Annotated in this window: 20 protein-coding genes and 1 pseudogene; 12 read left to right on the top strand and 9 right to left on the bottom strand. The window is 69.9% G+C overall.

Annotated features, from left to right (window positions below):
* Nucleotides 1-70 precede the first annotated feature (70 nt).
* The 6 genes from ACFYY2_RS11535 to ACFYY2_RS11560 form a co-directional block, all read right to left on the bottom strand.
* Nucleotides 71-1,102: a PAC2 family protein gene (locus ACFYY2_RS11535; RefSeq protein WP_388740435.1), complete on the bottom strand. Its 1,032-nt coding sequence runs from the start codon at nt 1,100-1,102 to the stop codon at nt 71-73.
* Nucleotides 1,103-1,247: 145 nt separating this feature from the next.
* A complete protein-coding gene (locus ACFYY2_RS11540; RefSeq protein ID WP_388740438.1) occupies nt 1,248-2,306 on the bottom strand; it encodes an LLM class flavin-dependent oxidoreductase in 1,059 nt (352 codons plus the stop codon).
* A 235-nt stretch (nt 2,307-2,541) separates the two neighbouring features.
* Entirely contained in the window at nt 2,542-4,152 is a 1,611-nt protein-coding gene (locus ACFYY2_RS11545; protein WP_388740441.1) for an FAD-dependent oxidoreductase, read from the bottom strand.
* Nucleotides 4,153-4,164: 12 nt separating this feature from the next.
* Nucleotides 4,165-5,694 (bottom strand): glycerol kinase GlpK, encoded by a 1,530-nt coding sequence (gene glpK, locus ACFYY2_RS11550; protein WP_388740444.1) that lies wholly within the window; start codon nt 5,692-5,694, stop codon nt 4,165-4,167.
* Nucleotides 5,695-5,732: 38 nt separating this feature from the next.
* A complete protein-coding gene (locus ACFYY2_RS11555) occupies nt 5,733-6,524 on the bottom strand; it encodes an MIP/aquaporin family protein (protein WP_388740446.1) in 792 nt (263 codons plus the stop codon).
* 262 nt (nt 6,525-6,786) lie between these two features.
* A complete protein-coding gene (locus ACFYY2_RS11560; protein ID WP_388740449.1) occupies nt 6,787-7,551 on the bottom strand; it encodes an IclR family transcriptional regulator in 765 nt (254 codons plus the stop codon).
* Between the two features lie 239 nt (nt 7,552-7,790).
* Here ACFYY2_RS11560 and metH point away from each other — a divergent pair, with 239 nt between their 5' ends.
* The 3 genes from metH (at nt 7,791) to ACFYY2_RS11575 (ending at nt 14,099) form a co-directional block, all read left to right on the top strand.
* Nucleotides 7,791-11,303: a methionine synthase gene (gene metH, locus ACFYY2_RS11565; protein WP_388740452.1), complete on the top strand. Its 3,513-nt coding sequence runs from the start codon at nt 7,791-7,793 to the stop codon at nt 11,301-11,303.
* 140 nt (nt 11,304-11,443) lie between these two features.
* The gene (locus ACFYY2_RS11570) at nt 11,444-12,145 is read left to right on the top strand and encodes an HAD family hydrolase (protein WP_388740455.1); all 702 of its coding nucleotides are present in this window, start codon (nt 11,444-11,446) and stop codon (nt 12,143-12,145) included.
* 361 nt (nt 12,146-12,506) lie between these two features.
* Nucleotides 12,507-14,099: an ABC transporter substrate-binding protein gene (locus tag ACFYY2_RS11575; protein WP_388740458.1), complete on the top strand. Its 1,593-nt coding sequence runs from the start codon at nt 12,507-12,509 to the stop codon at nt 14,097-14,099.
* A gap of 72 nt (nt 14,100-14,171) precedes the next feature.
* Here ACFYY2_RS11575 and ACFYY2_RS11580 read toward each other — a convergent pair whose 3' ends face one another.
* On the bottom strand, nt 14,172-14,843 hold the full coding sequence (locus ACFYY2_RS11580) for a response regulator transcription factor (protein WP_327120297.1): 672 nt from the start codon (nt 14,841-14,843) through the stop codon (nt 14,172-14,174).
* A gap of 9 nt (nt 14,844-14,852) precedes the next feature.
* Nucleotides 14,853-15,698: a RecB family exonuclease gene (locus ACFYY2_RS11585; protein WP_388741308.1), complete on the bottom strand. Its 846-nt coding sequence runs from the start codon at nt 15,696-15,698 to the stop codon at nt 14,853-14,855.
* Nucleotides 15,699-15,868: 170 nt separating this feature from the next.
* On the opposite strand from ACFYY2_RS11585, the gene ACFYY2_RS11590 reads away from it, so the two are divergent.
* The 3 genes from ACFYY2_RS11590 (at nt 15,869) to ACFYY2_RS11600 (ending at nt 18,873) form a co-directional block, all read left to right on the top strand.
* Nucleotides 15,869-17,119, top strand: a complete 1,251-nt coding sequence (locus ACFYY2_RS11590) for a site-2 protease family protein (RefSeq protein ID WP_388741310.1) — start codon at nt 15,869-15,871, stop codon at nt 17,117-17,119.
* A gap of 43 nt (nt 17,120-17,162) precedes the next feature.
* Nucleotides 17,163-18,071 (top strand): tRNA (adenine-N1)-methyltransferase, encoded by a 909-nt coding sequence (locus ACFYY2_RS11595; RefSeq protein WP_388740462.1) that lies wholly within the window; start codon nt 17,163-17,165, stop codon nt 18,069-18,071.
* Nucleotides 18,072-18,282: 211 nt separating this feature from the next.
* Nucleotides 18,283-18,873, top strand: coding sequence for a hypothetical protein (locus ACFYY2_RS11600; RefSeq protein ID WP_388741313.1), 591 nt, complete (start codon nt 18,283-18,285; stop codon nt 18,871-18,873).
* 4 nt (nt 18,874-18,877) lie between these two features.
* Here the strand turns inward: ACFYY2_RS11600 and ACFYY2_RS11605 are convergent, their stop codons facing one another.
* On the bottom strand, nt 18,878-19,189 hold the full coding sequence (locus tag ACFYY2_RS11605; RefSeq protein ID WP_388740464.1) for a ferredoxin: 312 nt from the start codon (nt 19,187-19,189) through the stop codon (nt 18,878-18,880).
* Between the two features lie 241 nt (nt 19,190-19,430).
* On the opposite strand from ACFYY2_RS11605, the gene arc reads away from it, so the two are divergent.
* The 6 genes and pseudogenes from arc to prcA all read left to right on the top strand — a co-directional run bounded on the left by arc (nt 19,431) and on the right by prcA (nt 25,263).
* Complete coding sequence (gene arc / locus ACFYY2_RS11610) at nt 19,431-21,197, top strand: proteasome ATPase (protein ID WP_329035772.1); 1,767 nt, start codon at nt 19,431-19,433, stop codon at nt 21,195-21,197.
* A gap of 227 nt (nt 21,198-21,424) precedes the next feature.
* Nucleotides 21,425-22,936, top strand: a complete 1,512-nt coding sequence (dop, locus tag ACFYY2_RS11615; RefSeq protein ID WP_388740467.1) for a depupylase/deamidase Dop — start codon at nt 21,425-21,427, stop codon at nt 22,934-22,936.
* Nucleotides 22,937-23,056: 120 nt separating this feature from the next.
* Nucleotides 23,057-23,275, top strand: coding sequence for a ubiquitin-like protein Pup (locus ACFYY2_RS11620; RefSeq protein WP_327120307.1), 219 nt, complete (start codon nt 23,057-23,059; stop codon nt 23,273-23,275).
* A gap of 115 nt (nt 23,276-23,390) precedes the next feature.
* Nucleotides 23,391-23,570: pseudogene (locus ACFYY2_RS11625) on the top strand (endonuclease domain-containing protein); the annotation flags it as partial.
* Complete coding sequence (gene prcB / locus ACFYY2_RS11630; protein ID WP_388740470.1) at nt 23,522-24,367, top strand: proteasome subunit beta; 846 nt, start codon at nt 23,522-23,524, stop codon at nt 24,365-24,367. The pseudogene ACFYY2_RS11625 and the gene prcB, both read left to right, overlap by 49 nt.
* A gap of 56 nt (nt 24,368-24,423) precedes the next feature.
* Nucleotides 24,424-25,263 carry a proteasome subunit alpha gene (gene prcA, locus ACFYY2_RS11635; RefSeq protein ID WP_388740472.1) on the top strand — a complete coding sequence of 280 codons (840 nt, stop codon included), beginning with the start codon at nt 24,424-24,426 and terminating at the stop codon, nt 25,261-25,263.
* Nucleotides 25,264-25,315 lie beyond the last annotated feature (52 nt).

Consider the following 25,315-nt stretch of genomic DNA (forward strand, 5'->3'; position numbering starts at 1 on the left):
ACGAGACGGCCCCGGTCCCCGCGAGAGATCGCGGGGACCGGGGCCGTCTCCGGTTCCGGCCGTCGGGCGGTCAGCCGTCCGACGGGTCCTCGTCCGGCCCGGACGGCGGGTCGCCCGGTGTGCCCCCGTCGCCGTCCTTGGGCCGCCCCCTGTCGGGGCGCTGCGGCTTGGGCGGCCGCGTGCGCCCTCCGGAGGTGTCCCGCAGGTACGGCGCGTCGCCGCTCTCCGTCGCGTGCCCGCCGGGCGCCTGCCCGGGGCCGCCGACGTCCCTGCGCCGGAGATACCGCTCGAACTCCCGCGCGATGGCCTCGCCGGACGCCTCGGGCAGCTCGGCGGTGTCCCGCGCCTCCTCGAGGGTCTGCACGTACTCCGCGACCTCGCTGTCCTCGGCGGCCAGCTGATCGACCCCGAGCTGCCAGGCGCGGGCGTCCTCGGGCAGTTCGCCCAGGGGGATCCGCAGTCCGAGCAGGTCCTCCAGCCTGTTCAGGAGCGCCAGCGTCGCCTTGGGGTTCGGCGGCTGCGACACGTAGTGGGGCACCGCCGCCCAGAGGCTCACGGCGGGCACCCCGGCGTGCGTACAGGCCTCCTGGAGAATGCCCACGATGCCGGTCGGGCCCTCGTAGCGCGTCTCCTCCAGGTCCATCGTCCTGGCCAGGTCGGGGTCGGAGGTGACACCGCTGACGGGCACCGGCCGCGTGTGCGGGGTGTCGCCGAGCAGCGCCCCCAGGATCACGACCATCTCGACACCCAGCTCATGCGCGAAACCAAGGATCTCGTTGCAGAACGAGCGCCAGCGCATGGAGGGCTCGATGCCTCGGACCAGCACGAGGTCACGGGGCTTCTCCCCGCCGATCCGGACCACGGAGAGCCGTGTGGTGGGCCAGGTGATCTTGCGGGAACCACCGTCCATCCACACCGTGGGGCGATTGACCTGGAAGTCGTAGTAGTCCTCGGCGTCGAGCGCCGCGAAGACCTCGCCCTTCCATTCCCGGTCCAGATGTCCGACCGCGGTGGAGGCGGCGTCACCGGCGTCGTTCCAGCCTTCGAACGCGGCCACCATGACCGGGTCGATCAGCTCGGGTACCCCCTCGAGCTCGATCACCCAGGCCTCCTTCCCAAGTTCCCTTGTGTACGGACCAACCTTACGACTTCCGGGTCCCTGTGCCGCAGCCCGTTTGCATGCGGCGGCGAACCGTGCTGTGCGTGATTCATCCGGGCCGTGGGGGTCCGTCCCGGCCGGTGGCCTGTCACTTCCAGAGCGTGGAGGGAGCCTCGCGCCGTACGACCGGCGCGATCTCCTCGGCGAACCTCTGCAGCGTCTCCAGCTGCTCGCCGAGCGCCAGGCCGAAGCCGTCCACGGTGACCGACTGCAGATCGTGCCGGTAGGCGGCGTGGAAGCCCAGGATCTTGTCGATGATCTGCTGCGGGGAACCGATGAGCTGGGGGCCGCCGGCCATCGCGTCCTCGATCGTGCGGAACGGCGTGTTGTATCCGGCCCTGCCCTCCAGATGCGGCTTGAAGGCCTGGGCGACCCTGGCCTCGTACAGCTCCTTGTAGCGTGCGACGGTCCGGCGCGGGGTGTCCCCGATCAGCAGACCGCCCGAGCCCGCCGCCACCCGTGCGGTGGCCGGGTCGTGTCCGTACTCCTCGTGGCGGCGCCGGTAGTGGGCCACCAGCTTCGCGTACGCCTCACGCGGCTGGACCGCGTTGGCGGTGAACAGCGGGTCGCCGTGCCGCGCCGCGAGTTCGGTGGACTCGAGGCTGGTGGCCGAGCCGTGCCAGACGCGCACAGGGCCCGCGTACGGGCGCGGCACGGTCGTCACGTCCTTCAGCGACGGCCGGAACTCGCCCTCCCAGTCCACCCCCTCCTCGGCCCACAGGCGCCTCAGCAGCTCGTACTTCTCCCTCTGCAGATCCCACTGCCGGGCCTCGTCCAGACCGAAGAGGCTGAAGTGGCCCGCCTCCGCACCCTTGCCGACGACGAGTTCGACCCGGCCCCGCGCTATCTGGTCGAGGGTCGCGAAGTCCTCCGCCACCCGCACCGGATCGAGGATGGCGACGACCGTCACCCCGGTCAGCAGCCGGATCGTGGAGGTGCGGGCCGCCAGCGCGCCCAGGACCACGCCCGGACTGGAGGAGAGGAACGGTCCTGCGTGCCGCTCCCCGACGGCGTACGCGTCGAAGCCGAGCGCCTCCGCCGCCACACCGGTCTCGATCACCTCGTGGAACCGGTCCGCGGCCGGGAGCAGTTCACCGGTGAGGGGATGCGGGGCATGTCCGACGAGGGAGAGTACGGAGAATCTCACAGGACTCGTTCCTTCCGTGGCAGGGGATCCGGGCGGTGCCGGACCGCCCGGCGGCACGGCCGGCCGCAGCCGTCGGCGCCGTCCGGACATCCCTCCACTCTCCCCGCGCCACGTTGCGCCCGTATGGCGGCGGTGTGGCACGGTCCCGGGCGCCACGCGGCGCCCCCGGTCCGGCACGCCGCAGGGGCGGCCCCGTCCCGGGAACCGCCCCTGTCGCGTGTGCAGTGCAGTGCCGTCAGCGTCCGTCGGCCAGCATGTCCTCGACCCGCGTCCGGATGTCGTCGGTCGCCAGACCGCGGATCGTCAGCGTCGTCCGGCGCCGCAGCACGTCGTCCGCGGTCTGCGCCCACTCGCGGTCGCGCGCGTAGGCCACCTGCGCCCAGATCTCCGGGGCGTCGGGGTGGATGCGCTCGGCGAGCGCCGGGTCCTCGTCCGCCAGCCGCGCGATGTCGAAGGAGAGCGAGCCGTAGTGGGTCGCGAGGTGCCGCGCGGTGTCCGCGGACATCTGCGGCCCCGGCACCCCGCCGCCCGACAGGAGCCGGTGGGCGACCGCGTTCGGGTTGGCGATGCCGGGCAGCGGCATCTTCCTCGGCAGCCTGGCCATCGGCTGCATGTCCTCGGCGAGCGGCTGCCCGGGGAGTTCGGCCAGCTTGTTCATCACCGTACGGCCGATGTGGCGGAACGTCGTCCACTTGCCGCCGGCGACCGACAGCATCCCGCCGCGGCCCTCGGTCACGACCGTCTCGCGCTTCGCCTTCGAGGTGTCCCCGGGGCCGCCCGGCAGCACCCGCAGGCCCGCGAAGGAGTACGTGATCAGGTCGCGGGACAGCTGCTGGTCCCGGACCGAGAAGGCCGCCTCGTCGAGGATCTGCGCGGTGTCCTTCTCGGTGACCGAGACGTCGGCCGGGTCGCCCTCGTACTCCTCGTCCGTCGTGCCGAGCAGGAGCATGTCCTCCCACGGCAGGGCGAACGTGATGCGGTACTTGTCGATCGGGGTCGCCAGCGCGGCCCGCCACGGACGGGTCCGCTTGAGCACCAGGTGCGCGCCCTTGGACAGGCGTATGGAGGGCGCCGCGTTCGGGTCCTCCAGCTTCCGCAGGTGGTCGACCCAGGGCCCGGTGGCGTTGAGCACCAGGCGCGCGTCGATGCCGAACTCCGTGCCGTCCTGGCGGTCCTTCAGCTCGGCGCCGGTCACCCGGCCCCTGGTGAAGCGCAGTCCGGTGACCGCGGCGTGGTTGAGGACCTCCGCGCCCGCGTCGACGGCCGCGCGGACGGTCATCAGTGCCATGCGGGCGTCGTTCATCTGGTCGTCGCCGTAGACGGCGACGGCCTTCAGGTTCTCCGTGCGCAGCTCGGGCACGTCGCGCTGGGCGCGGGCCGGGCTGATCACGTGGCCGACGCCGTCACCGAAGGCGGACAGCGCCGAGTAGGCGAAGACGCCCGCGCCGAGCTTCGCGGCGCCGTGCGGGCCGCCCTTGTAGACCGGCAGGTAGAAGGTGAGCGGGTTGGCCAGGTGCGGGGCGACCTGGCGCGAGACGGCACGCCGCTCGAAGTGGTTCTCCGCGACCAGCTTCACCGCACCGGTCTGCAGGTAGCGCAGACCGCCGTGGAGCAGCTTGGACGAGGCGGACGAGGTGGCGCCGGCGAAGTCGCCGGCGTCCACCAGGGCCACCCGCAGTCCGGACTGCGCCGCATGCCAGGCGGTGGAGATGCCCAGGATGCCGCCGCCGATCACCAGGAGGTCGTACGTCGCCTTGGAAAGCCGCTCCCGGGTCTCGGCGCGGCTCTGGAGGGAGCCGGAGGCCGGATGCGTCCCGAGGGCGGGGACGCTCTGCAGGGTGGTCATGTCGTGTGCTCCTCAGCTCTCTTCGTCCTCGATCCAGCCCATGGTCCGTTCGACGGCCTTGAGCCAGCTCTTGTATTCGCGGTCACGCGTGGCCGCGTCCATGCGGGGTGTCCACTCGGCGGCCCGGCGCCAGTTGGCGCGCAGTGCGTCGGTGTCCGGCCAGAAGCCGACGGCGAGACCGGCGGCGTAGGCGGCGCCGAGGCAGGTGGTCTCGGCGACCATGGGGCGCACCACGGGCGCGTCCAGGAAGTCGGAGAGGGTCTGCATCAGCAGGTTGTTGGAGGTCATTCCGCCGTCGACCTTGAGCGCGGTCAGCTCGACGCCGGAGTCCTTGGTCATGGCGTCGCTGATCTCGCGGGTCTGCCAGGCGGTGGCCTCGAGCACGGCACGGGCGATGTGCGCCTTGGTGACGTAGCGGGTGAGGCCGGCGATGACGCCGCGGGCGTCGGGCCGCCAGTACGGCGCGAACAGGCCGGAGAACGCGGGCACGAAGTACGCGCCGCCGTTGTCCTCGACGGACGAGGCCAGCGTCTCGATCTCCGCGGCGGACTTGATCAGGCCCATCTGGTCGCGCATCCACTGCACCAGCGAGCCGGTGACGGCGATGGAACCCTCCAGGGCGTACACCGCCTTCTGGTCGCCGATCCGGTAGCCGACCGTCGTCAGCAGGCCGTTGTACGAGTTCACCGGGGTGTGGCCCGTGTTCATCAGCATGAAGGTGCCGGTGCCGTACGTGGACTTGGCCTCGCCCTGGGCGAAACACGTCTGGCCGAACAGCGCCGCCTGCTGGTCGCCCAGCGCGGAGGCGACCGGGACGCCGTCGAGGACGCCGCCCCTGGCGTTGCCGTACACCTCGGCCGACGAGCGGATCTCGGGCAGTACGGCGGCCGGGATGTCCATCGACTGGACGATCTTGTCGTCCCACTGCATCGTGTGCAGGTTCATCAGGAGGGTGCGCGACGCGTTGGTGACGTCGGTGACGTGGACGCCGCCGTCGGTGCCGCCGGTCAGGTTCCAGATGACCCAGGAGTCCATGGTGCCGAAGAGGATGTCGCCCCGCTCGGCGCGCTCGCGCAGCCCCTCGACGTTGTCGAGCAGCCAGCGGACCTTCGGCCCGGCGAAGTACGACGCGAGCGGGAGCCCGGTCTCGCGGCGGAAGCGGTCCTGGCCGACGTTGCGGCCCAGCTCCCGGCAGAGTGCGTCGGTGCGGGTGTCCTGCCAGACGAGGGCGTTGTGGACGGGCTCACCGGTGTTCTTGTCCCAGAGCAGGGTGGTCTCGCGCTGGTTGGTGATGCCGATCGCCTTGACGTCGGCGGAGGTGATGCCGGCCTTGACCACGGCCCCGGCGACGACCTCCTGGACGTTCTCCCAGATCTCCTTCGCGTCGTGCTCGACCCAGCCCGGCTTGGGGAAGATCTGTTCGTGCTCCTTCTGGTCGACGGAGACGATCCGGCCGTCCTTGTCGAAGACGATGCAGCGGCTGGACGTGGTGCCCTGGTCGATGGCCGCGATGAACGGGCCGGTGGTGTGTGCGTCGGTCACGGTGTGCTCCCGGAAGTCTGTGTGGTGTGCGGTCTGGCTCAGGCGAAGGCGAGGTTGTAGAGACCGCCCGCGAGCGCGGCCCCGATGAGCGGTCCTACCACCGGTACCCAGACGTAGCCCCAGTCCGAACCGCCCTTGTTCGGAAGCGGCAGCAACGCGTGCACGATCCGCGGACCGAGGTCGCGCACCGGGTTGATGGCGTAGCCGGTCGGGCCGCCGAGCGACAGGCCGATGCCGACGACCACCAGCGAGGTGATCAGCGCGCCGAGTACGCCGAGGCCGTTGCCCTCTGCGTTGAGGCCCTGGGTCAGGATCGCCAGGATCAGCACGAAGGTGGCGATGATCTCCGTCACGATGTTCTGCACGCCGTTCCGGATCTCAGGTCCCGTGCTGAAGACGCCGAGTACGGGGCCCGCCTTCGGCGCCGACTTCTGGTCGACCATGCCTTCCTCGGCCGGCTGGGCCCGCGCGATCTCGGGGTCGGTCAGGTGCGCGTGGAACTGTCCGTAGTAGACGGCCCAGACGAGCACCGCGCCGATCATGGCCCCCAGCAGCTGGGAGGCGAAGTACAGGGGCACCTCGCTCCACGGGGTGCTGCCCTGGATCGCGAGGGCCAGCGTGACCGCCGGATTGAGGTGGGCGCCGGACACGCCGGCGGATATGTAGGCGCCGGTCAGCACGGCGAAGCCCCACCCGAAGGTGATGGCCAGCCAGCCGGCGTTCTGCGCCTTGGAGCGCTTGAGCGTGACGGCGGCACAGACACCGCCGCCGAGCAGGATGAGTATGGCGGTACCGATGGTCTCGCCGATGAAGATGTCGGAGCTGGACACCCGCGACTCCTTTGTCCTTCGTCCAGGGGAAGGCGAAACACCGGGTCCCTCCGGTGGATCGCGCCCCAGGTGGGTATCCGTCTGACGGCGGCTACTCACCTGTAGGGCTTGACCGGCCCTCGGCACTGTCACACTCTAACGCGTATTGCCGTTAGGTGTTCGGCAATGCCGACCGGTGAGCGGCAATGTTTCTCCCTGGCAGGGGGTGAGTCAAGGGGTGTGTGACGCGCGACTCGATCGTTACCGACGCCGCGGGTACCGCTCAGAAGCGCCCGGCGCCCAGGTCCCGGGAGACGGCCCGCGCGCAGTCCCGGACCGCCGCGACGAGCTCGGGGCGCATCTCGCCGCCCACGCAGACCCGCTCGACCGCCCCGGTCACGGCCACGGCGCCGACCGGCATCCTGCGCCGGTCGTGCACGGGGGCGGCCACCGCGGCCACGCCCTCCCAGGTCTCCTCGACGTCCGCGGCCCAGCCCTGGGCCCGGATCAGGTCGAGCATCGACTCGAACTCCGCGTCGCCGGTGACGGTGCGGGGCGTGAAGGACCTGCGCTCGACCTCGGTCGCCTCGCTGTGGGCGACGGGGTCGTACGCCGCGATCACCTTGCCCAGGGCGGTGGAGTGCAGTGGCTGCATGGCGCCGACCTCCAGGACCTGCCGGCTGTCGTCCGGGCGGAAGACGTGGTGGACGATCAGGACGCCGTGCTGGTGCAGCACGCCCAGGTGCACGCTCTCGCCGCTCGACCGGGCCAGGTCGTCGGTCCACACGAGCGCCCGGGCGCGCAGTTCGTGCACGTCCAGGTAGCTGTTGCCCAGCCGCAGCAGCTCCGCGCCGAGCTGGTAGCGACCGGACGCGGCGTCCTGCTCGACGAAGCCCTCGTGCTGGAGCGTGCGCAGGATGCCGTGCGCGGTGCCCTTGGCCAGGCCCAGGGAGGACGAGATGTCGGACAGTCCGAGCCGACGCTCGCCGCCCGCCAGCAGACGCAGCATCGCGGCTGCCCGCTCCAGCGACTGGATGTTCTTCGCCATCGCGCCGTACTCCTCCACCTCGGTTCGACAATGCTGAACACTATCGGTCGATGTCGACCTCTGTCCGGTCGCGCGAACATTCTCCGTCACCGGGTGAGCGGGCCCGCTCACCCGACAGCATGCAGTCCGCCCCGTGGGACACGGCGACCGCCCCGGGCACCGCCCGGCTACGCTGGCCGCGTGCCCTCTCCGCAGATGGGCGCAAAGCCGACAGCCGTCGCATCCCAGGGAGAACATCCATGGCCTCGTCGCCGACCCCCTCAGCTGACAGCCGGAACCGGGCCGCTGCGCTCCGCGAGGCGCTCGCCACCCGCGTGGTGGTGGCCGACGGTGCCATGGGCACCATGCTCCAGGCCCAGGACCCGACACTCGAGGACTTCGAGAACCTCGAAGGCTGCAACGAGATCCTGAACGTCACGCGCCCCGACATCGTCCGCTCGGTGCACGAGGAGTACTTCGCGGTCGGCGTCGACTGCGTCGAGACCAACACCTTCGGGGCCAACGCCTCCGCCCTGGGCGAGTACGACATCCCCGGACGGATCCACGAGCTGTCCGAAGCGGGCGCCCGCATCGCCCGCGAGGTCGCCGACCGCTTCACCGAGTCCACCGGACAGCAGCGCTGGGTGCTCGGTTCCATCGGCCCCGGCACCAAGCTGCCGACCCTCGGCCACGCCCCCTACACGGTTCTGCGCGACGGCTTCCAGCAGAACGCCGAGGGCCTGATCGCCGGCGGCGCGGACGCGCTCATCATCGAGACCACCCAGGACCTGCTCCAGACCAAGGCCGCGGTGCTCGGCGCGCGGCGCGCCCTGGAGGCCATGGGCAGCGACCTCCTGGTGCTGTGCTCGCTGGCCTTCGAGACCACCGGCACCATGCTGCTCGGCTCCGAGATCGGGGCCGCGCTGACCGCGCTCGAACCGCTCGGCGTCGACATGATCGGCCTGAACTGCTCGACCGGCCCCGCCGAGATGAGCGAGCACCTGCGCTACCTCACGCGCCACTCCCGCATCCCGCTCCTCTGCATGCCGAACGCCGGCCTGCCGGTCCTCACGAAGGACGGCGCCCACTTCCCGCTCGACGCCGAAGGCCTCGCCGACGCCCAGGAGACCTTCGTCCGGGAGTACGGCCTCTCCCTCGTCGGCGGCTGCTGCGGTACGACGCCGGAACACCTGCGCCGGCTCGTCGAGCGCGTGCGCGGCACGGCTCCGTCGGCGCGCGAGCCGCGCCCCGAACCCGGCGCCGCCTCGCTCTACCAGACCGTCCCGTTCCGCCAGGACACCTCGTACCTCGCCATCGGTGAACGCACGAACGCCAACGGATCGAAGAAGTTCCGCGAGGCCATGCTCGAAGCGCGCTGGGACGACTGCGTGGAGATGGCCCGCGACCAGATCCGGGAGGGCGCGCACATGCTCGACCTCTGTGTCGACTACGTGGGCCGCGACGGCGTCGCCGACATGGAGGAGCTGGCCGGCCGCTTCGCCACCGCCTCCACCCTGCCCATCGTCCTCGACTCCACCGAGGTGCCCGTCCTGCGCGCGGGCCTCGAGAAGCTCGGCGGCCGCGCCGTGCTCAACTCGGTCAACTACGAGGACGGGGACGGCCCCGAGTCCCGCTTCGCCCAGGTCAGCGCGCTGGCCGCCGAACACGGCGCGGCGCTGATCGCGCTGACCATCGACGAGGAGGGCCAGGCCCGCACCGTCGAGCACAAGGTCGCCATCGCCGAGCGGCTCATCGAGGACCTCACCACCAACTGGGGCTTCCACGAGTCCGACATCCTGATCGACTGTCTGACCTTCACGATCTGCACCGGTCAGGAGGAGTCCCGCAAGGACGGCGTCGCGACGATCGGCGCGATCCGCGAGCTGAAGCGGCGCCACCCCGACGTGCAGACCACCCTGGGCCTGTCCAACATCTCCTTCGGCCTGAACCCGGCCGCACGCGTCGTACTGAACTCCGTGTTCCTGGACGAGTGCGTCAAGGCCGGACTCGACTCGGCGATCGTGCACGCCTCCAAGATCCTGCCGATCGCCCGGCTGGAGGAGGAGCAGGTCAAGGTCGCGCTCGACCTGATCCACGACCGCCGGGCGGAGGGCTACGACCCCCTGCAGCGGCTCATGGAGCTCTTCGAGGGCGTCAACACCAAGTCGATGAAGCAGGGCAGGGCCGAGGAGCTGAAGGCCCTGCCGCTGGACGAGCGGCTCCAGCGCCGCATCATCGACGGCGAGAAGAACGGCCTGGAGGCCGACCTCGACGAGGCACTGCTGACCACGCCCGCACTCGAGATCGTCAACGACACCCTCCTGGCGGGCATGAAGGTCGTCGGAGAGCTCTTCGGCTCCGGTCAGATGCAGCTGCCCTTCGTGCTCCAGTCCGCCGAGGTCATGAAGACGGCGGTGGCCTACCTGGAGCCGCACATGGAGAAGTCGGACGACGAGGGCAAGGGCACGATCGTGCTGGCCACGGTCCGCGGCGACGTCCACGACATCGGCAAGAACCTGGTCGACATCATCCTGTCCAACAACGGCTTCAACGTCGTGAACCTGGGCATCAAGCAGCCCGTCTCCGCGATCCTGGACGCCGCCCAGGAGCACCGCGCCGACGTCATCGGCATGTCCGGTCTGCTGGTGAAGTCCACCGTGATCATGAAGGAGAACCTGGAGGAGCTGAACCAGCGCAAGCTGGCGGCCGACTACCCGGTGATCCTCGGCGGCGCGGCCCTCACCCGGGCCTACGTCGAACAGGACCTCCACGAGATCTACGAGGGCGAGGTCCGCTACGCCCGGGACGCGTTCGAGGGCCTCCGGCTGATGGACGCTCTCGTCGCGGTCAAGCGCGGTGTCCCCGGTGCCGCCCTCCCCGAGCTGAAGCAGCGCAGGGTGCCCAAGCGCGACACCCCCGCCGCGGAGGCGGAGCTGCCCGAGGAGGGCGTGCGCTCCGACGTCTCCGTCACCAACCCGGTCCCGGAACCGCCCTTCTGGGGCACCCGGGTCGTCAAGGGCATCCAGCTCAAGGAGTACGCCTCCTGGCTGGACGAGGGCGCGCTCTTCAAGGGGCAGTGGGGCCTCAAGCAGGCCCGCGCCGGCGACGGGCCGACGTACGAGGAGCTCGTGGAGACGGAGGGCCGCCCGCACCTGCGCGGCTGGCTGGACAAGCTCCACACCGAGAACCTGCTCGAAGCCGCCGTCGTCTACGGCTACTTCCCCTGCGTGTCCAAGGGCGACGACCTGATCCTGCTGCACGAGGACGGCTCCGAGCGCACGCGCTTCACCTTCCCGCGCCAACGCCGCGGCCGCCGCCTCTGCCTCGCGGACTTCTTCCGTCCGGAGGAGTCGGGGGAGACCGACGTGATCGGACTCCAGGTCGTCACCGTCGGCTCGAAGATCGGCGGGGCCACCGCCGAACTCTTCGAGGCCAACTCCTACCGCGACTACCTGGAGCTGCACGGGCTGTCCGTGCAGCTGGCCGAGGCCCTCGCCGAGTACTGGCACGCGCGGGTCCGCAGCGAGCTCGGTTTCGCCGGCGAGGACCCGTCGGACGTCGAGGACATGTTCGCGCTGAAGTACCGCGGCGCCCGCTTCTCCCTGGGCTACGGCGCCTGCCCCGACCTGGAGGACCGGGCGAAGATCGCCGCGCTCCTGGAGCCCGAGCGGATCGGGGTCAAGCTCTCCGAGGAGTTCCAGCTGCACCCCGAGCAGTCCACCGACGCCATCGTCATCCACCACCCCGAGGCGAAGTACTTCAACGCACGGTAGTCAGATGTTCGACGCGCGGTAGTGCCCCGTTGCGAGCGCCGCGCGCGGACGAGTCGTAGACTGGTCGGTCCAGTGCAGGCCGGTCGCCGTTCCCACCGGGAAGGCGGCCGGCCTTCTCGTCCCTCATGGAGGTGTGCCGGATGACCAGTACGGTTCCCGCGTCCCTGACCCGTACGACCGAAGGGTCGGCGCTGCAGGCGGTTCTTCTCGACATGGACGGCACGCTGGTCGACACCGAGGGATTCTGGTGGGACGTGGAGGTCGAGGTCTTCGCCGACCTCGGTCACCGTCTGGAGGAGGCATGGCGTGACGTGGTCGTCGGCGGCCCCATGACGCGCAGCGCCGGCTACCTCATCGACGTCACCGGTGCGGACATCGCCATCGAGGAACTCACCGTGCTGCTCAACGACCGCTTCGAGAAGCGCATCGGCCGCGGGGTGCCGCTGATGCCCGGGGCCGCGCGACTGCTGGGCGAGCTCGCGGCGCACCAGGTTCCCACCGCGCTGGTCTCCGCCTCGCACCGGCGCATCATCGACCGTGTCCTGGAATCGGTGGGCCGTCACCACTTCGCGCTCACGGTCGCGGGCGACGAGGTGACCCGCACCAAGCCGCACCCGGAGCCCTATCTCGCGGCGGCGGCCGGTTTCGGCGCCGATCCCCGGCGCTGCGCGGTCATCGAGGACACCGCGACCGGGGTCGCGGCCGCCGAGGCCGCGGGCTGCCGTGTCGTGGCGGTGCCCTCCGTCGCGCCGATCGCGCCCGCGCCGGGACGGGTCGTCGTGCCCTCGCTGGAACACGTGGATCTCGCGTTCCTCCGTGAGCTGGTCACGGTGGAGCGATAGCCGCCGCACCGGGAGTCCTCGTCAAAAGACGACAGGAATCCGGGGCCGAAGTCTGTCCGGTCCCGGCTTTCCCGCGGCGGAAAAATCAGGTCCATGTCAATGCGCCACTTGAGGCACCGATGTGATCCTCATCACTCCCTGCGCCCGTCGAAGCGCTTGCGGCCCGACCCGTCCGTCCGTTTCGTACACCCAAAAGTCCGGTTGGTGAAGCCGTGTACGAAACATTCTCCAGCGTGACATGGACAGCCGGTCATCGCCGATAACCGAGTGGATACGGGGCCGTCCGGTGCCGGTGAAGTGCCCCCGGCGACGCCTACTAATCTCAGTTTTCTCACATGCCGGAATGAGGGAGAACGCCCAGATGAACCGCAAGACGCTGGTGCTGCCGGCCGTAGTGGGCCTGCTCGCGCCCGTGCTCGCCGCCTGTGGCGGGTCGGACGAGGGGGGTGAAACCATCGTGGTCGGGACGACGGACCAGTTCATCGCCTCGGCGGACAGCCCGGCACCCCTCGACCCGGCGATCGGCTACGAAGCGGGCGTCTGGAACGTGCTCCGGCAGACCGTGCAGACACTCACCCACATTCCGCGCGGCGGCGGCGAGCCGGTGCCCGAGGCGGCCGAGCGCTGCTCCTTCACCGACACGGAGAACGAGAGCTACCGCTGCACCCTGCGCGACGGGCTCACCTTCGCCGACGGCACCCCGGTCACCCCGGAGGACGTGAAGTACTCCATACAGCGCGTCATCGACATCAAGGACGAGAGCGGTCCGATCGGTCTGCTCGACAACATCGACACGATCGAGACCAAGGGCGAGAAGGAGGTCGTCTTCCACCTCCGCACGCCGGACGCGACCTTCCCGTACAAGCTCGCGACGCCGGCGGCCGGCATCGTCCCGAAGGACAAGTACCCGGCGAAGTCCCCCCGTGAGGGCTTCCAGGTCGACGGTTCCGGCCCGTACACCATGAAGCCCGAGGTCAAGGACAACCAGGTCGTCAAGGTGGTCTTCACCAAGAACCCGAAGTACAAGGGTGACCTGAAGATCAAGAACCAGAAGGTCGAGCTGAACCTCTTCCCCGACGCCGCGGCGATGGGCAAGGCGCTCGACGACAAGAAGATCGACATGATGACGCGCACCATGTCGCCCGAGCAGTCCCAGAAGCTGCTCGCGGAGCCGAAGGAGGGCGTCAAGCTGACCGAGATGCCCGGACTCGCCATCAGCTACCTCGCCTTCAACACCGAGGCCCCCGAGGTCAGGAACAAGGCCGTGCGCCAGGCGATGGCCCAGGTCATCGACCGCGGGTCGATCGCGAGCAAGGTGTACGGCAGCACCGCCGAGCCGCTCTACTCGCTGATCCCCTCCGGCATCACCGGCCACACGACCCCGTTCTTCGACAAGTACGGCGAGCCGAACGTCTCGAACGCCGCGGAGACCCTGGACAAGGCGGGCATCAGCACGCCGGTCAAGTTCACGCTGCACTACACGACGGACCACTACGGCCCCGCCACCAAGACCGAGTTCGAGGCGCTGGCGAAGCAGCTCAACGCCTCGCAGCTGTTCCAGGTCGACATCGAGGGCAAGCCGTGGGACAAGTACCGTCCCGAGCAGAAGAAGGGCAAGTACGCGGTCTACGGCATGGGCTGGTTCCCCGACTTCCCGGACCCGGACACCTACACCGCGCCGTTCCTCGACAAGAACAACTTCCTCAACTCCCCGTACCAGTCCACCCTGGCCCAGAACACGCTCATCCCGCAGTCGCGACGTGAGGCCGACCGCAGCGCCGCGAGCCCGGCCTTCGAGAAGCTCCAGGACATCGTCGCCACCGACGTCCCCGTGCTGCCGATCTGGCAGGGCAAGCAGTACGTCGCCTCGCTCGACGGGCTGAACGGCGTCGAGTACGCCGTCAACTCCTCGGCCGACCTGCAGCTCTGGGAGCTGGGGCGCGGCACCTCCTGACGGAGCGCCGTCCGGACGACCGGTGCGGGCCAGGGCCGACGGCCCTGGCCCGCACCGGTTTCGCACGCACCGTCACTGTGCGCCGGGACGCACCAGTCCGCTCTCGTAGGCGTAGACCGCGGCCTGCACGCGGTCGCGCAGTCCCAGCTTCGTGAGCACGTGGCCGACGTGTGTCTTGACCGTCGTCTCGCTCACGAACAGGTCGGCGGCGATCTCCGCGTTCGACAGTCCGCGCGCCACCAGCTTCAGCACCTCCACCTCACGCTCGGTGAGCGTGTGCAGGGCGTCCGGGACCGGCTCCTCGCCCGACGGCAGGTGGTCGGCGTACTTGTCGAGCAGCCGGCGCGTGATGCTGGGCGCCAGCATCGCCTCACCCGCGGCCACCACGCGGATGGCCTGCACCAGTTCGTTGGCGGGCGCGTCCTTCAGCAGGAAGCCGCTGGCCCCCGCGCGCAGCGCCTCCACGACGTACTCGTCGAGGTCGAAGGTCGTCAGCACCAGGACCTTCGCCGGGCCGTCCCGGCCGGGCCCGGTGATCTGGCGCGTCGCCTCCACGCCGTCCATCCGCGGCATGCGGATGTCCATCAGCACCACGTCGGGCTGCAGCGCCCGCACCTGTTCGATGGCCTGCAGTCCGTCGCCGGCCTCGCCGACCACCGCGAGATCGCCCTCCGCCTCCAGGATCATCCGGAACCCGGTGCGCAAGAGGGGCTGATCGTCGACGAGCAGGACGCGGATAGCCACGGAATCTCCTTAAGGGCCTTCGAGGGCCACCGGTTGTCCGGCCTCGGACGGGACCGGCTCCATTCTGCCCTGCACACCCTCCACCGGGTCCGCCGGGCGGACGGACAGCGGATATACCGGGGGAGTCCCGCCGAACTCGGGGCAGACCGCCCGGTGGTCGCACCAGCCGCACAGCTTCGTCGGCCTCGGCCGCCACTCGCCCGTCTCCGTCGCCACCCGGATGGCCTCCCACAGCGCGAGCAGCTTGCGCTCCATCCGCTCCAGGTCCGCCGGGACCGGGTCGTACGTCAGCACGTCACCGCTGCCGAGATAGACGAGCTGGAGCCGGCGCGGCACCACGTTCTTCAGGCGCCACACCACCAGGGCGTAGAACTTCATCTGGAACAGGGCGCCCTCCGCGTACTCCGGCCGCGGCGCCTTGCCCGTCTTGTAGTCCACGATCCGGACCTCGCCGGTGGGGGCCACGTCGACCCGGTCGATCACCCCGCGCAGCCGTAGCCCCGAATCCAGCTCGGTCTCGACGAACAGCTCCCGCTCGGCCGGCTCCAGGCGCGTCGGGTCCTCCAGGGAGAACCACCGCTCCACGAGCCGCTCCGCCTCGCCCAGCCACCCCGCGAGCCGCTCGCCCTCCGGATCGCCCGCGAACAAGCCGGTCAGCTCGGGCCTGGACTCGAGCAGCCGGTCCCACTGGCCGGGGATCAGCGCCTTGGCCCGCGGCGCCGTACGGTCCGCGGCCGGAGCGTCGAACAGCCGCTCCAGCACCGCATGCACCAGCGTGCCCCGGGTAGCGGCCTCGCTGGGCTTCTCGGGCAGCTTGTCGATCACCCGGAAGCGGTAGAGCAGCGGGCACTGCATGAAATCGCTCGCGCGCGACGGCGACAGGGACGAGGGTGGCGAAGGCGGGCGCGGTACGGACGTCATGTCGCAGACCCTACGGCCCGCCACCGACAGCCACCGGCATACCATCGACCACAGAGCTCGCGCACAGCACGACCGTGGCAGCAGCCACCGACCGGAGGGATCCCGTGGACGAGAGCGGCGACAGCGGGCGCCCGCAGCCCGGCGCAGGGGGCGGTGACCCCGGCACCGGACCCGGCAAGGGCAAACCGCGACGTCCGGCCGACCCCGGCGGCGGCCTCCTCATGGGCCGTCCCTTCGGGGTGCCCGTGTACGTGGCCCCCAGCTGGTTCGTCGTCGCGGCCCTGATCACGTGGGTGTTCGGCGGCCAGCTCGACCGGGTGCTGCCCGGCCTCGGCGGAGCCCGCTACCTGGTCGCGCTCTTCTTCGCGATCGCCTTCTACGCCTCCGTCCTGGTCCACGAGCTCGCCCACACCGTCGCGGCCCTGCGCTACAAGCTGCCGGTCCGCCGCATCCAGCTCCAGTTCTTCGGCGGCGTCTCCGAGATCGAGAAGGAGTCCGAGACCCCGGGGCGCGAGTTCGTGCTCGCCTTCGTGGGGCCGCTGCTCTCACTCGTCCTCGCCGGGATCTTCTACATCCCGCTCCAGTTCGTCGAGGCCGGCACCGTCCCCGGCGTGCTCCTCGCCGGGCTGATGATCTCCAACCTCATCGTCGCCGCCTTCAACCTGCTGCCCGGCCTGCCCCTGGACGGCGGGCGCATGCTCCGCGCCGTCGTGTGGAAGATCACCGGCAAGCCCATGAGCGGCACCGTCGCCGCGGCGTGGGTCGGCAGGGGTCTCGCCGTCACCGTCCTGATCGGCCTGCCCCTGCTCACCCACACCGGCGCCCTCGGCGACGCCGGCAGCGACATCGGCGGGGTGGAGACGGTCACCGACGCGCTGCTCGCAGCGATCCTCGCCGGCATCATCTGGACCGGGGCCGGGAACAGCCTCCGCATGGCCCGTCTGCGGGAACACCTCCCCGACCTCAGGGCCCGCACCCTGACCCGGCGCGCGGTCCCCGTCGAGTCGGCCACCCCGCTGTCCGAGGCGCTCCGCCGCGCCAACGAGGCCGGCGCCCGCGCCCTGGTCGTCGTCGACGGACAGGGCAGTCCCAAGGGCGTCGTGCGGGAGGCCGCCATCGCCGGGGTCCCCGAGCACCGCCGCCCCTGGGTGCCGGTCAGCGGCCTCGCCCAGGACCTCACCGACGGCATGAAGGTCCCCGCCGAACTCGCGGGCGAAGCGCTCCTGGACCGGCTCAAGGCCACCCCCGCCACCGAGTACCTGGTGATGGAGGAGACCGGCGAGATCTACGGCGTCCTGTCGACGGCCGACGTGGAGCGCGCGTTCGTCGCGGCCATGGCCCGTCCCTCGTCCTGAGGCCCCCGGAAGGCCGCCCCCGAAATACCGGTAGGCTGGCCGCATGTCCGAACCGACCGGTGCCGCCCGCCGTCGCGGCCCATTCAAAGTCGGGGACCAGGTCCAGCTCACCGACCCCAAGGGACGCCACTACACCTTCACGCTCGAGGCCGGAAAGAACTTCCACACCCACAAGGGTTCTTTCTCCCACGACGAGCTGATCGGTGCTCCCGAGGGCAGTGTTGTCCGAACCACGGGAAACGTCGCCTACCTCGCGCTGCGCCCCCTGCTCCCCGACTACGTCCTGTCCATGCCCCGCGGCGCCGCCGTGGTCTACCCCAAGGACGCGGGGCAGATCCTGGCCTTCGCCGACATCTTCCCCGGCGCCCGCGTCGTGGAGGCGGGGGTCGGCTCCGGAGCGCTCAGCACCTTCCTGCTGCGCGCCATCGGTGAGCAGGGCATGCTGCACTCCTACGAGCGCCGCGAGGACTTCGCCGAGATCGCCCAGCAGAACGTGGAGCGCTACTTCGGCTCCCCGCACCCGGCCTGGGAGCTCACGGTCGGCGACCTCCAGGACAACCTGTCGGACACCGATGTCGACCGGGTCGTCCTGGACATGCTCGCCCCGTGGGAGTGCCTCGACGCCGTCTCCAAGGCCCTGGTGCCCGGCGGCATCCTCTGCGCGTACGTCGCGACGACGACCCAGCTGTCGCGGACGGTCGAATCCATCCGCGAGATCGGCTGCTTCGCCGAACCGCAGCCGTGGGAGTCGATGATCCGCAACTGGCACGTCGAGGGCCTGGCCGTCCGGCCGGACCACCGCATGATCGGCCACACCGGCTTCCTCGTCACCGCACGCCGGCTCGCGGACGGCGTCGAGCCGCCCCTGCGCCGTCGCCGCCCCTCCAAGGGCGCGTACGGCGAGGACTACGACGGTCCCGGCGCCCGGAGCGGCAGCGCGAACCGCGACTGACCTCCCGTAACCCACAGGCGCCGCCGCCGAGTTCCCCGGACCGATCCGGGGAGCCGGCGGCGGCGCCTTTCCGTGGCTGACGGCCGTCTCGACGGACCCCGCCGTTCCGCTGCGGTGTGAGGTGTGGCACGATGCTGGCCACCCCCCGCCCGCCGAGGTCCGCTCGGCACCGCCTCTACAGGCTTCCAGGAACCACATGGAGACATACCGCGTGCAGACCTCCGCGCTCCCGGACCTCGCGCACACCGACGCCAGGGCGGTGCACTGGCTCGCCACGGCCACGGCGATGGCGGCCGTGGTCGCCGTCGCGGGGCTGCTGCAGCCCGAAGCGGCCACGGCCACGGCCTCGGCGTCCGGACACGGCGTGACCTCCCGCCACGAGGGCGCCCCGGCCGAGGCGCCCGATCCGGCCGGTGTGACCTTCCCGCTCGACTGCGCAGGCGCCGGACAGACCGTGGCGGACAGCGCCCCCGGGGACCTCGACGGGGACGGCGGCCCCGAGACGGTCGCGGTCGTCCACTGCGCGGCGGGTTCCGGCACCCCTCCGAGCGGCATCTACGTCGTCACACAGCGGAGCGGGGCCGCACCCCGGGTCGTGGCGACCCTGGTGGACCCCGCCCAGAAGCTGGCGGTCACCGGCCTCGCCGTACGTGACGGCCGGATCTCGGCGAACCTGCTCGGCTACTCGTCGGCCGACGTGCCGCGCTGCTGCCCCGACGAGACCGAGAGCGCCTCCTGGCGGTGGAAGGGCAACGCGTTCGTCCGCTCCTCCGTGCCCGGCGGCAGCGCGCGTCCGGCCTGAGCCGTCACTCGGCGTCCGGCCCGAAGACCTCCACGCTGTCCGAGACGCGACGCACGTGAATGCAGTCGCCCGGGCACTCCTTGGCCGAATCCACCACGTCCTGGAGCAGGGGCAGCGGCACCGGAGTGGTGGCCCCCTTGTCCTGGAGCAGCTCGTCCTCGGGGCTCTTGACGTACGCCAGACCGTCGATGTCCAGCTCGAACACCTCGGGTGCGTACTGCACGCAGATGCCGTCGCCCGTACAGAGGTCCTGGTCGATCCAGACCTCGAGGTCCTGGGTCCCGGTGTCTCCCGGAGCGTCCTGCTGCACGGTCATGTGTCCTGCCGTTCCCTGCGTATCTGCACCAATTGAAGCCAGCCCTGACGGGTGTTGAACACTTCGACGATACAACCGGCTGCTTTCCGGTGCCGAAGGGTGGGTATTCCTCTGGCGTGAGGGAGAGCGCAAGGGTGAAGATCGGACAGACACCCGGGTCTTTGTGATCTAGGGGTTTCAATCATCACCCACCCAGGTAGGGTCAGGAAGCGTCCAGCTCCCCTTGGAGGAGGTGAGGACCGTGGCAGCCCACGACGACGACATCAACCGCGGCATCCGGCCCGGGCGAGGGTCGGAAGACCCAGCCGGGCAGGTTGCCTTTCTCGAGCAGGAAATCGCCGTCCTGCGACGTAAGCTCGCCGACTCTCCGCGTCATACGAGGATTCTCGAAGAGCGGATCGTCGAGTTGCAGACCAGTCTGGCCGGCGTGTCCGCGCAGAACGAGCGGCTCGCCAACACGCTCCGCGAGGCCCGCGACCAGATCGTGGCCCTCAAGGAGGAGGTCGACCGGCTGGCCCAGCCACCGGCAGGCTTCGGTGTCTTCCTGCAGGCCAACGAGGACGACACCTGCGACATCTTCACCGGGGGCCGCAAGCTCCGGGTGAACGTGAGCCCGAGCGTCGAGCTCGAAGGCCTCCGGCGAGGCCAGGAGGTCATGCTCAACGAAGCGCTCAACGTGGTCGAGGCCATGGAATTCGAGCGGGCCGGGGACATCGTCACCCTCAAGGAGATCCTCGAGGACGGCGAGCGCGCCCTGGTCGTCGGGCACACCGACGAGGAGCGGGTGGTGAGGCTCGCCGAGCCTCTGCTGGACATCACCATCCGCCCCGGAGACGCCCTGCTGCTCGAGCCCAGGTCCGGCTACGTCTACGAAGTGGTGCCCAAGAGCGAGGTCGAGGAGCTCGTCCTCGAAGAGGTACCGGACATCGACTACGAGAAGATCGGCGGCCTGGGCGACCAGATCGAACTGATCAGGGACGCGGTCGAGCTCCCGTACCTCCACCCGGACCTCTTCAAGGAACACGAACTGCGTCCGCCGAAGGGCATCCTGCTCTACGGCCCTCCCGGCTGCGGCAAGACACTCATCGCCAAGGCCGTCGCCAACTCGCTGGCCAAGAAGGTCGCCGAGGTGACCGGGCAGCCCGCGGGGAAGAGCTACTTCCTCAATATCAAGGGCCCCGAGCTCCTCAACAAGTACGTCGGCGAGACCGAGCGGCACATCCGCCTCGTCTTCCAGCGTGCCCGGGAGAAGGCGAGCGAGGGCACCCCCGTCATCGTCTTCTTCGACGAGATGGAGTCCCTCTTCCGCACCCGTGGTTCCGGTGTCAGCTCGGACGTGGAGAACACCATCGTCCCCCAGCTGCTCGCCGAGATCGACGGTGTGGAGGGCCTGGAGAACGTCATCGTCATCGGCGCCTCCAACCGCGAGGACATGATCGACCCCGCGATCCTGCGGCCCGGCCGGCTCGATGTGAAGATCAAGATCGAGCGTCCGGACGCGGAGGCGGCGAAGGACATCTTCGCGAAGTACCTCACCCCCTCGCTCCCGCTGCACTCGGACGACCTGGCCGAGCACACGGGATCGAAGGAGGCGGCCGCCCACGCGATGATCCAGTCGGTCGTGGAGCGGATGTACACCGAATCCGAGGAGAACCGCTTCCTCGAGGTCACCTACGCGAACGGCGACAAGGAAGTCCTGTACTTCAAGGACTTCAACTCCGGCGCGATGATTCAGAACATCGTCGACCGGGCGAAGAAGATGGCCATCAAGGCATTCCTCGAGCAGGGCCAGAAAGGCCTGCGCGTCTCCCATCTCCTCCAGGCGTGCGTGGACGAGTTCAAGGAGAACGAGGACCTGCCCAACACGACCAACCCGGACGACTGGGCCAGGATCTCCGGAAAGAAGGGAGAGCGGATCGTCTTCATCCGCACTCTCGTCACCGGAAAGCAGGGCGCGGACACCGGTCGCTCCATCGACACAGTGGCAAATACCGGACAGTACCTGTAAAACGCAGACCGGCTGCGGATGCCCGGCAGGGTATCCGCAGCCGGCCGTTTTCCCGGCAGGTCCGGCCACACCCGAACAATGACGCAATTGATCTCCCCACCGGCGCAGAGGCGCTCTAGGCTCTGCCGTACCGCCGAGTCGCGCAGTGCGGGGACGGGCACCGCGGACCAGCAGCGGTACTTGAGCGCCGCTTCCGCAGGGGGGCGCCGCCGGGCAAGGAGGGCCGCATGACCGTACGGCGAGTGATGGGCATCGAGACGGAATACGGGATCTCCGTTCCCGGCCAACCCAACGCCAATGCCATGCTCACCTCGTCCCAGATCGTCAACGCCTACGCGGCGGCGATGCACCGGGCGCGCCGCGCCCGCTGGGACTTCGAGGAGGAGAATCCGCTGCGCGACGCGCGAGGCTTCGACCTCGCCCGCGAGACCGCCGACTCCAGCCAGCTCACCGACGAGGACATCGGCCTGGCCAATGTGATCCTCACCAACGGTGCGCGGCTGTACGTCGACCACGCACACCCCGAATACAGCTCACCCGAGATCACCAACCCGCTGGACGCGGTGCTCTGGGACAAGGCGGGCGAGCGGGTGATGGCCGAGGCGGCGGAGCGTGCCGCCGCGATCCCCGGGGCCCAGCCGATCCACCTGTACAAGAACAACACCGACAACAAGGGTGCGTCCTACGGCACGCACGAGAACTACCTGATGAAGCGGGAGACCCCCTTCTCGGACATCGTGCGCCACCTGACACCGTTCTTCGTCTCCCGCCAGGTCGTCACGGGCGCGGGAAGGGTCGGCATCGGCCAGGACGGGCACGAGCACGGATTCCAGATCAGCCAGCGCGCCGACTACTTCGAGGTCGAGGTCGGCCTGGAGACCACGCTCAAGCGCCCCATCATCAACACCCGCGACGAACCGCACTCGGACGCCGAGAAGTACCGCAGGCTCCACGTGATCATCGGCGACGCCAACCTCTCGGAGATCTCGACCTACCTGAAGCTCGGCACCACGTCCCTGGTCCTGGCCATGATCGAGGACGGTTTCATCAACGTCGACCTGGCGGTGGACCAGCCGGTCCGCACCCTGCACCAGGTCTCGCACGACCCCACGCTGAAACAGCTGATCACCCTCCGCAGCGGCCGGACACTCACCGCTGTGCAGCTCCAGATGGAGTACTTCGAGCTGGGCCGCAAATACGTCGAGGAGCGGTACGGGGCGGACGCCGACGAGCAGACCAAGGACGTCCTGGCCCGCTGGGAGGACACCCTGAACCGCCTGGAGAACGATCCGATGAGCCTGTCCGGCGAGCTGGACTGGATCGCCAAGCGGGAGCTCATGGAGGGCTACCGGCGCCGGGACGGCCTGGACTGGGACGCCCCGCGCCTGCACCTGGTGGACCTCCAGTACGCCGACGTACGGGCCGACAAGGGCCTGTACAACCGCCTGGCGGCCCGGGGGAAGATCAAGCGGCTGCTCGACGAGGGCGACGTCGAGCGGGCCCGTACGAAGCCTCCGGAGGACACCAGGGCGTATTTCCGGGGCCGCTGCCTGGAGCAGTACGCGGACGACGTCGCCGCGGCCTCCTGGGATTCGGTCATCTTCGACCTGCCCGACCGCGACTCGTTGCAACGGGTCCCCACCATGGAACCCCTGCGCGGTACACGCAGTCACGTCAAGGAGCTCCTGGACCGCTGCCGCACGGCGGAAGAGCTGGTCCGGACGCTGACGGGGGCCTGAAAGGCGCTCCGGCTGGGAATCAATGAGATGACCTCCGGACGTTGAGGAAAGTACCGGGCCAATGTCGGACCCCGTAGGTAGGGTCTGATCAAGTGCTTCGAACCGAGCGGGGTGAGCTACATGGCGACCAAGGACACCGGCGGCGGACAGCAGAAGGCGACGCGCACCAACGAGGAGACCGAGGAGCAGGCGCAGGACGCGCAGGCCTCCGAGGACCTCGCGGAGCGGCAGGAGAAGCTCAGCGACGACGTCGACGACGTCCTCGACGAGATCGACGACGTCCTCGAGTCGAACGCCGAGGACTTCGTACGCTCGTTCGTCCAAAAGGGCGGCGAGTAACAGCCGGAGATCCCGTCCGGACGATCATCGGCGGTCTCGCGCCGCCGGCCGGAGCTTTCCGTGGGGTGCCCTCGCGCGCACGGGCACCCCACGGAACCGCTTCCGCATCCAGGATCATGTTGATCACCGTCACGAGGCGGGTAGGGTCCGTGGCGTACCGTGCCGCACCTGCAATCCGGCCATCGGCAAGTCGGGGGATGATCCTGACTCCTTGCGCAGGGCCATCGCATACCTGGAGGGAAACGCGTGGAAGCCAACACTCGTAGCACCGGGCGTCTACCAGCTGCCTTCCTGACGCCGGGATCGTCCTCGTTCATGGACTTCCTGTCCGACCAGTCGCCCGGGATGCTTCCGGGGAACCGGCAGCTGCCGCCCATGAAGGGCGTCGTCGAGGCTCCGCACGGCACCACGATCGTCGCGGCCACCTTCCCGGGCGGCGTCGTGCTCGCCGGTGACCGGCGCGCGACCATGGGCAACATGATCGCGCAGCGCGACATCGAGAAGGTGTTCCCGGCCGACGAGTACTCGGCGGTGGGCATCGCCGGCACGGCCGGCCTCGCCGTCGAGATGGTCAAGCTGTTCCAGCTGGAGCTGGAGCACTTCGAGAAGGTCGAGGGCGCCACGCTCTCCCTGGAGGGCAAGGCCAACCGGCTCTCCACGATGATCCGCAGCAACCTGGCGATGGCCATGCAGGGCCTGGCGGTCGTCCCGCTGTTCGCGGGCTTCGACGTCGACCGCGAGAAGGGCCGCATCTTCTCCTACGACGTCACCGGCGGGCGTTCGGAGGAGCACGGATACGCGGCGACCGGATCCGGCTCCGTCTTCGCCCGGGGCTCGATGAAGAAGCTGTACCGCAACGACCTGACGGAGGAGCAGACGCTCACCCTGGTCGTGCAGGCGCTGTACGACGCGGCCGACGACGACTCGGCGACCGGCGGCCCGGACGTCGCACGCCGGATCTACCCGATCGTCACCGTCATCACCGACGAGGGCTTCCGCAGGCTGGACGACACGGAATCCTCGGAGATCGCGCGCGCGATCCTGGAGCGCCGCCTGGAGCAGCCCGACGGCCCGCGCGCCGCGCTGCTCTGACCGTTCCTGATGCTCCTCCGATGCACTCGTCACTGACAGAAAGGGACGGATAGCCGGTGTCGACGCCGTTCTATGTCTCACCTCAGCAGGCCATGGCCGACCGGGCGGAATACGCCCGGAAGGGCATCGCCCGTGGTCGCAGCCTGGTTGTGCTGCAGTTCGCCGACGGCATTGTGTTCGTCGGCGAGAACCCGTCCCGCGCGCTGCACAAGTTCAGCGAGATCTACGACCGGATCGGCTTCGCAGCGGCCGGCAAGTACAACGAGTACGAGAACCTCCGGATCGGTGGTGTGCGCTACGCGGATCTGCGGGGCTACACCTACGACCGCGACGACGTGACGGCCCGTGGGCTGGCCAACGTCTACGCGCAGACGCTCGGCACCATCTTCTCCAGCGCGGCCGAGAAGCCGTACGAGGTGGAGCTCGTGGTCGCCGAGGTCGGCGCCGGGCCGGAGGGCGACCAGATCTACCGCCTCCCGCACGACGGATCGATCGTGGACGAGCACGGCTCGGTGGCGGTCGGCGGCAACGCGGAGCAGATCAGCACCTTCCTGGACCAGCGCCACCGCGACGGCATGTCGCTCGCGGAGGCGCTCAAGCTGGCCGTGCAGGCACTGTCCCGCGAGGCCAACGGCAACGAGCGGGAGATTCCCGCCGAGCGGCTCGAGGTCGCGGTGCTGGACCGCACGAGGCCGCAGCAGCGCAAGTTCAAGCGGATCGTCGGGCGCCAGCTGGCCCGGCTCCTCGGCGCCGACGGCGCCGGGGCCACCCCGACGGACGCCCCGTCGGACACGGAGGAACCGGACGGCCCCGTGGCTCCCGCCGCCGGGACCGACGCCCCGGGTGCGGACACCGACGGTCCTTCCGAGGACACGGGCGGGTCCGCGAAGAAGTAGCAGGTCGCTCCGGCGACCGCTTCGACCGGTGCCCCGGGGCGCGACGCGCGTC

The sequence above is a fragment of the Streptomyces sp. NPDC001822 genome, from assembly GCF_042892135.1.
Lineage (GTDB): Bacteria > Actinomycetota > Actinomycetes > Streptomycetales > Streptomycetaceae > Streptomyces.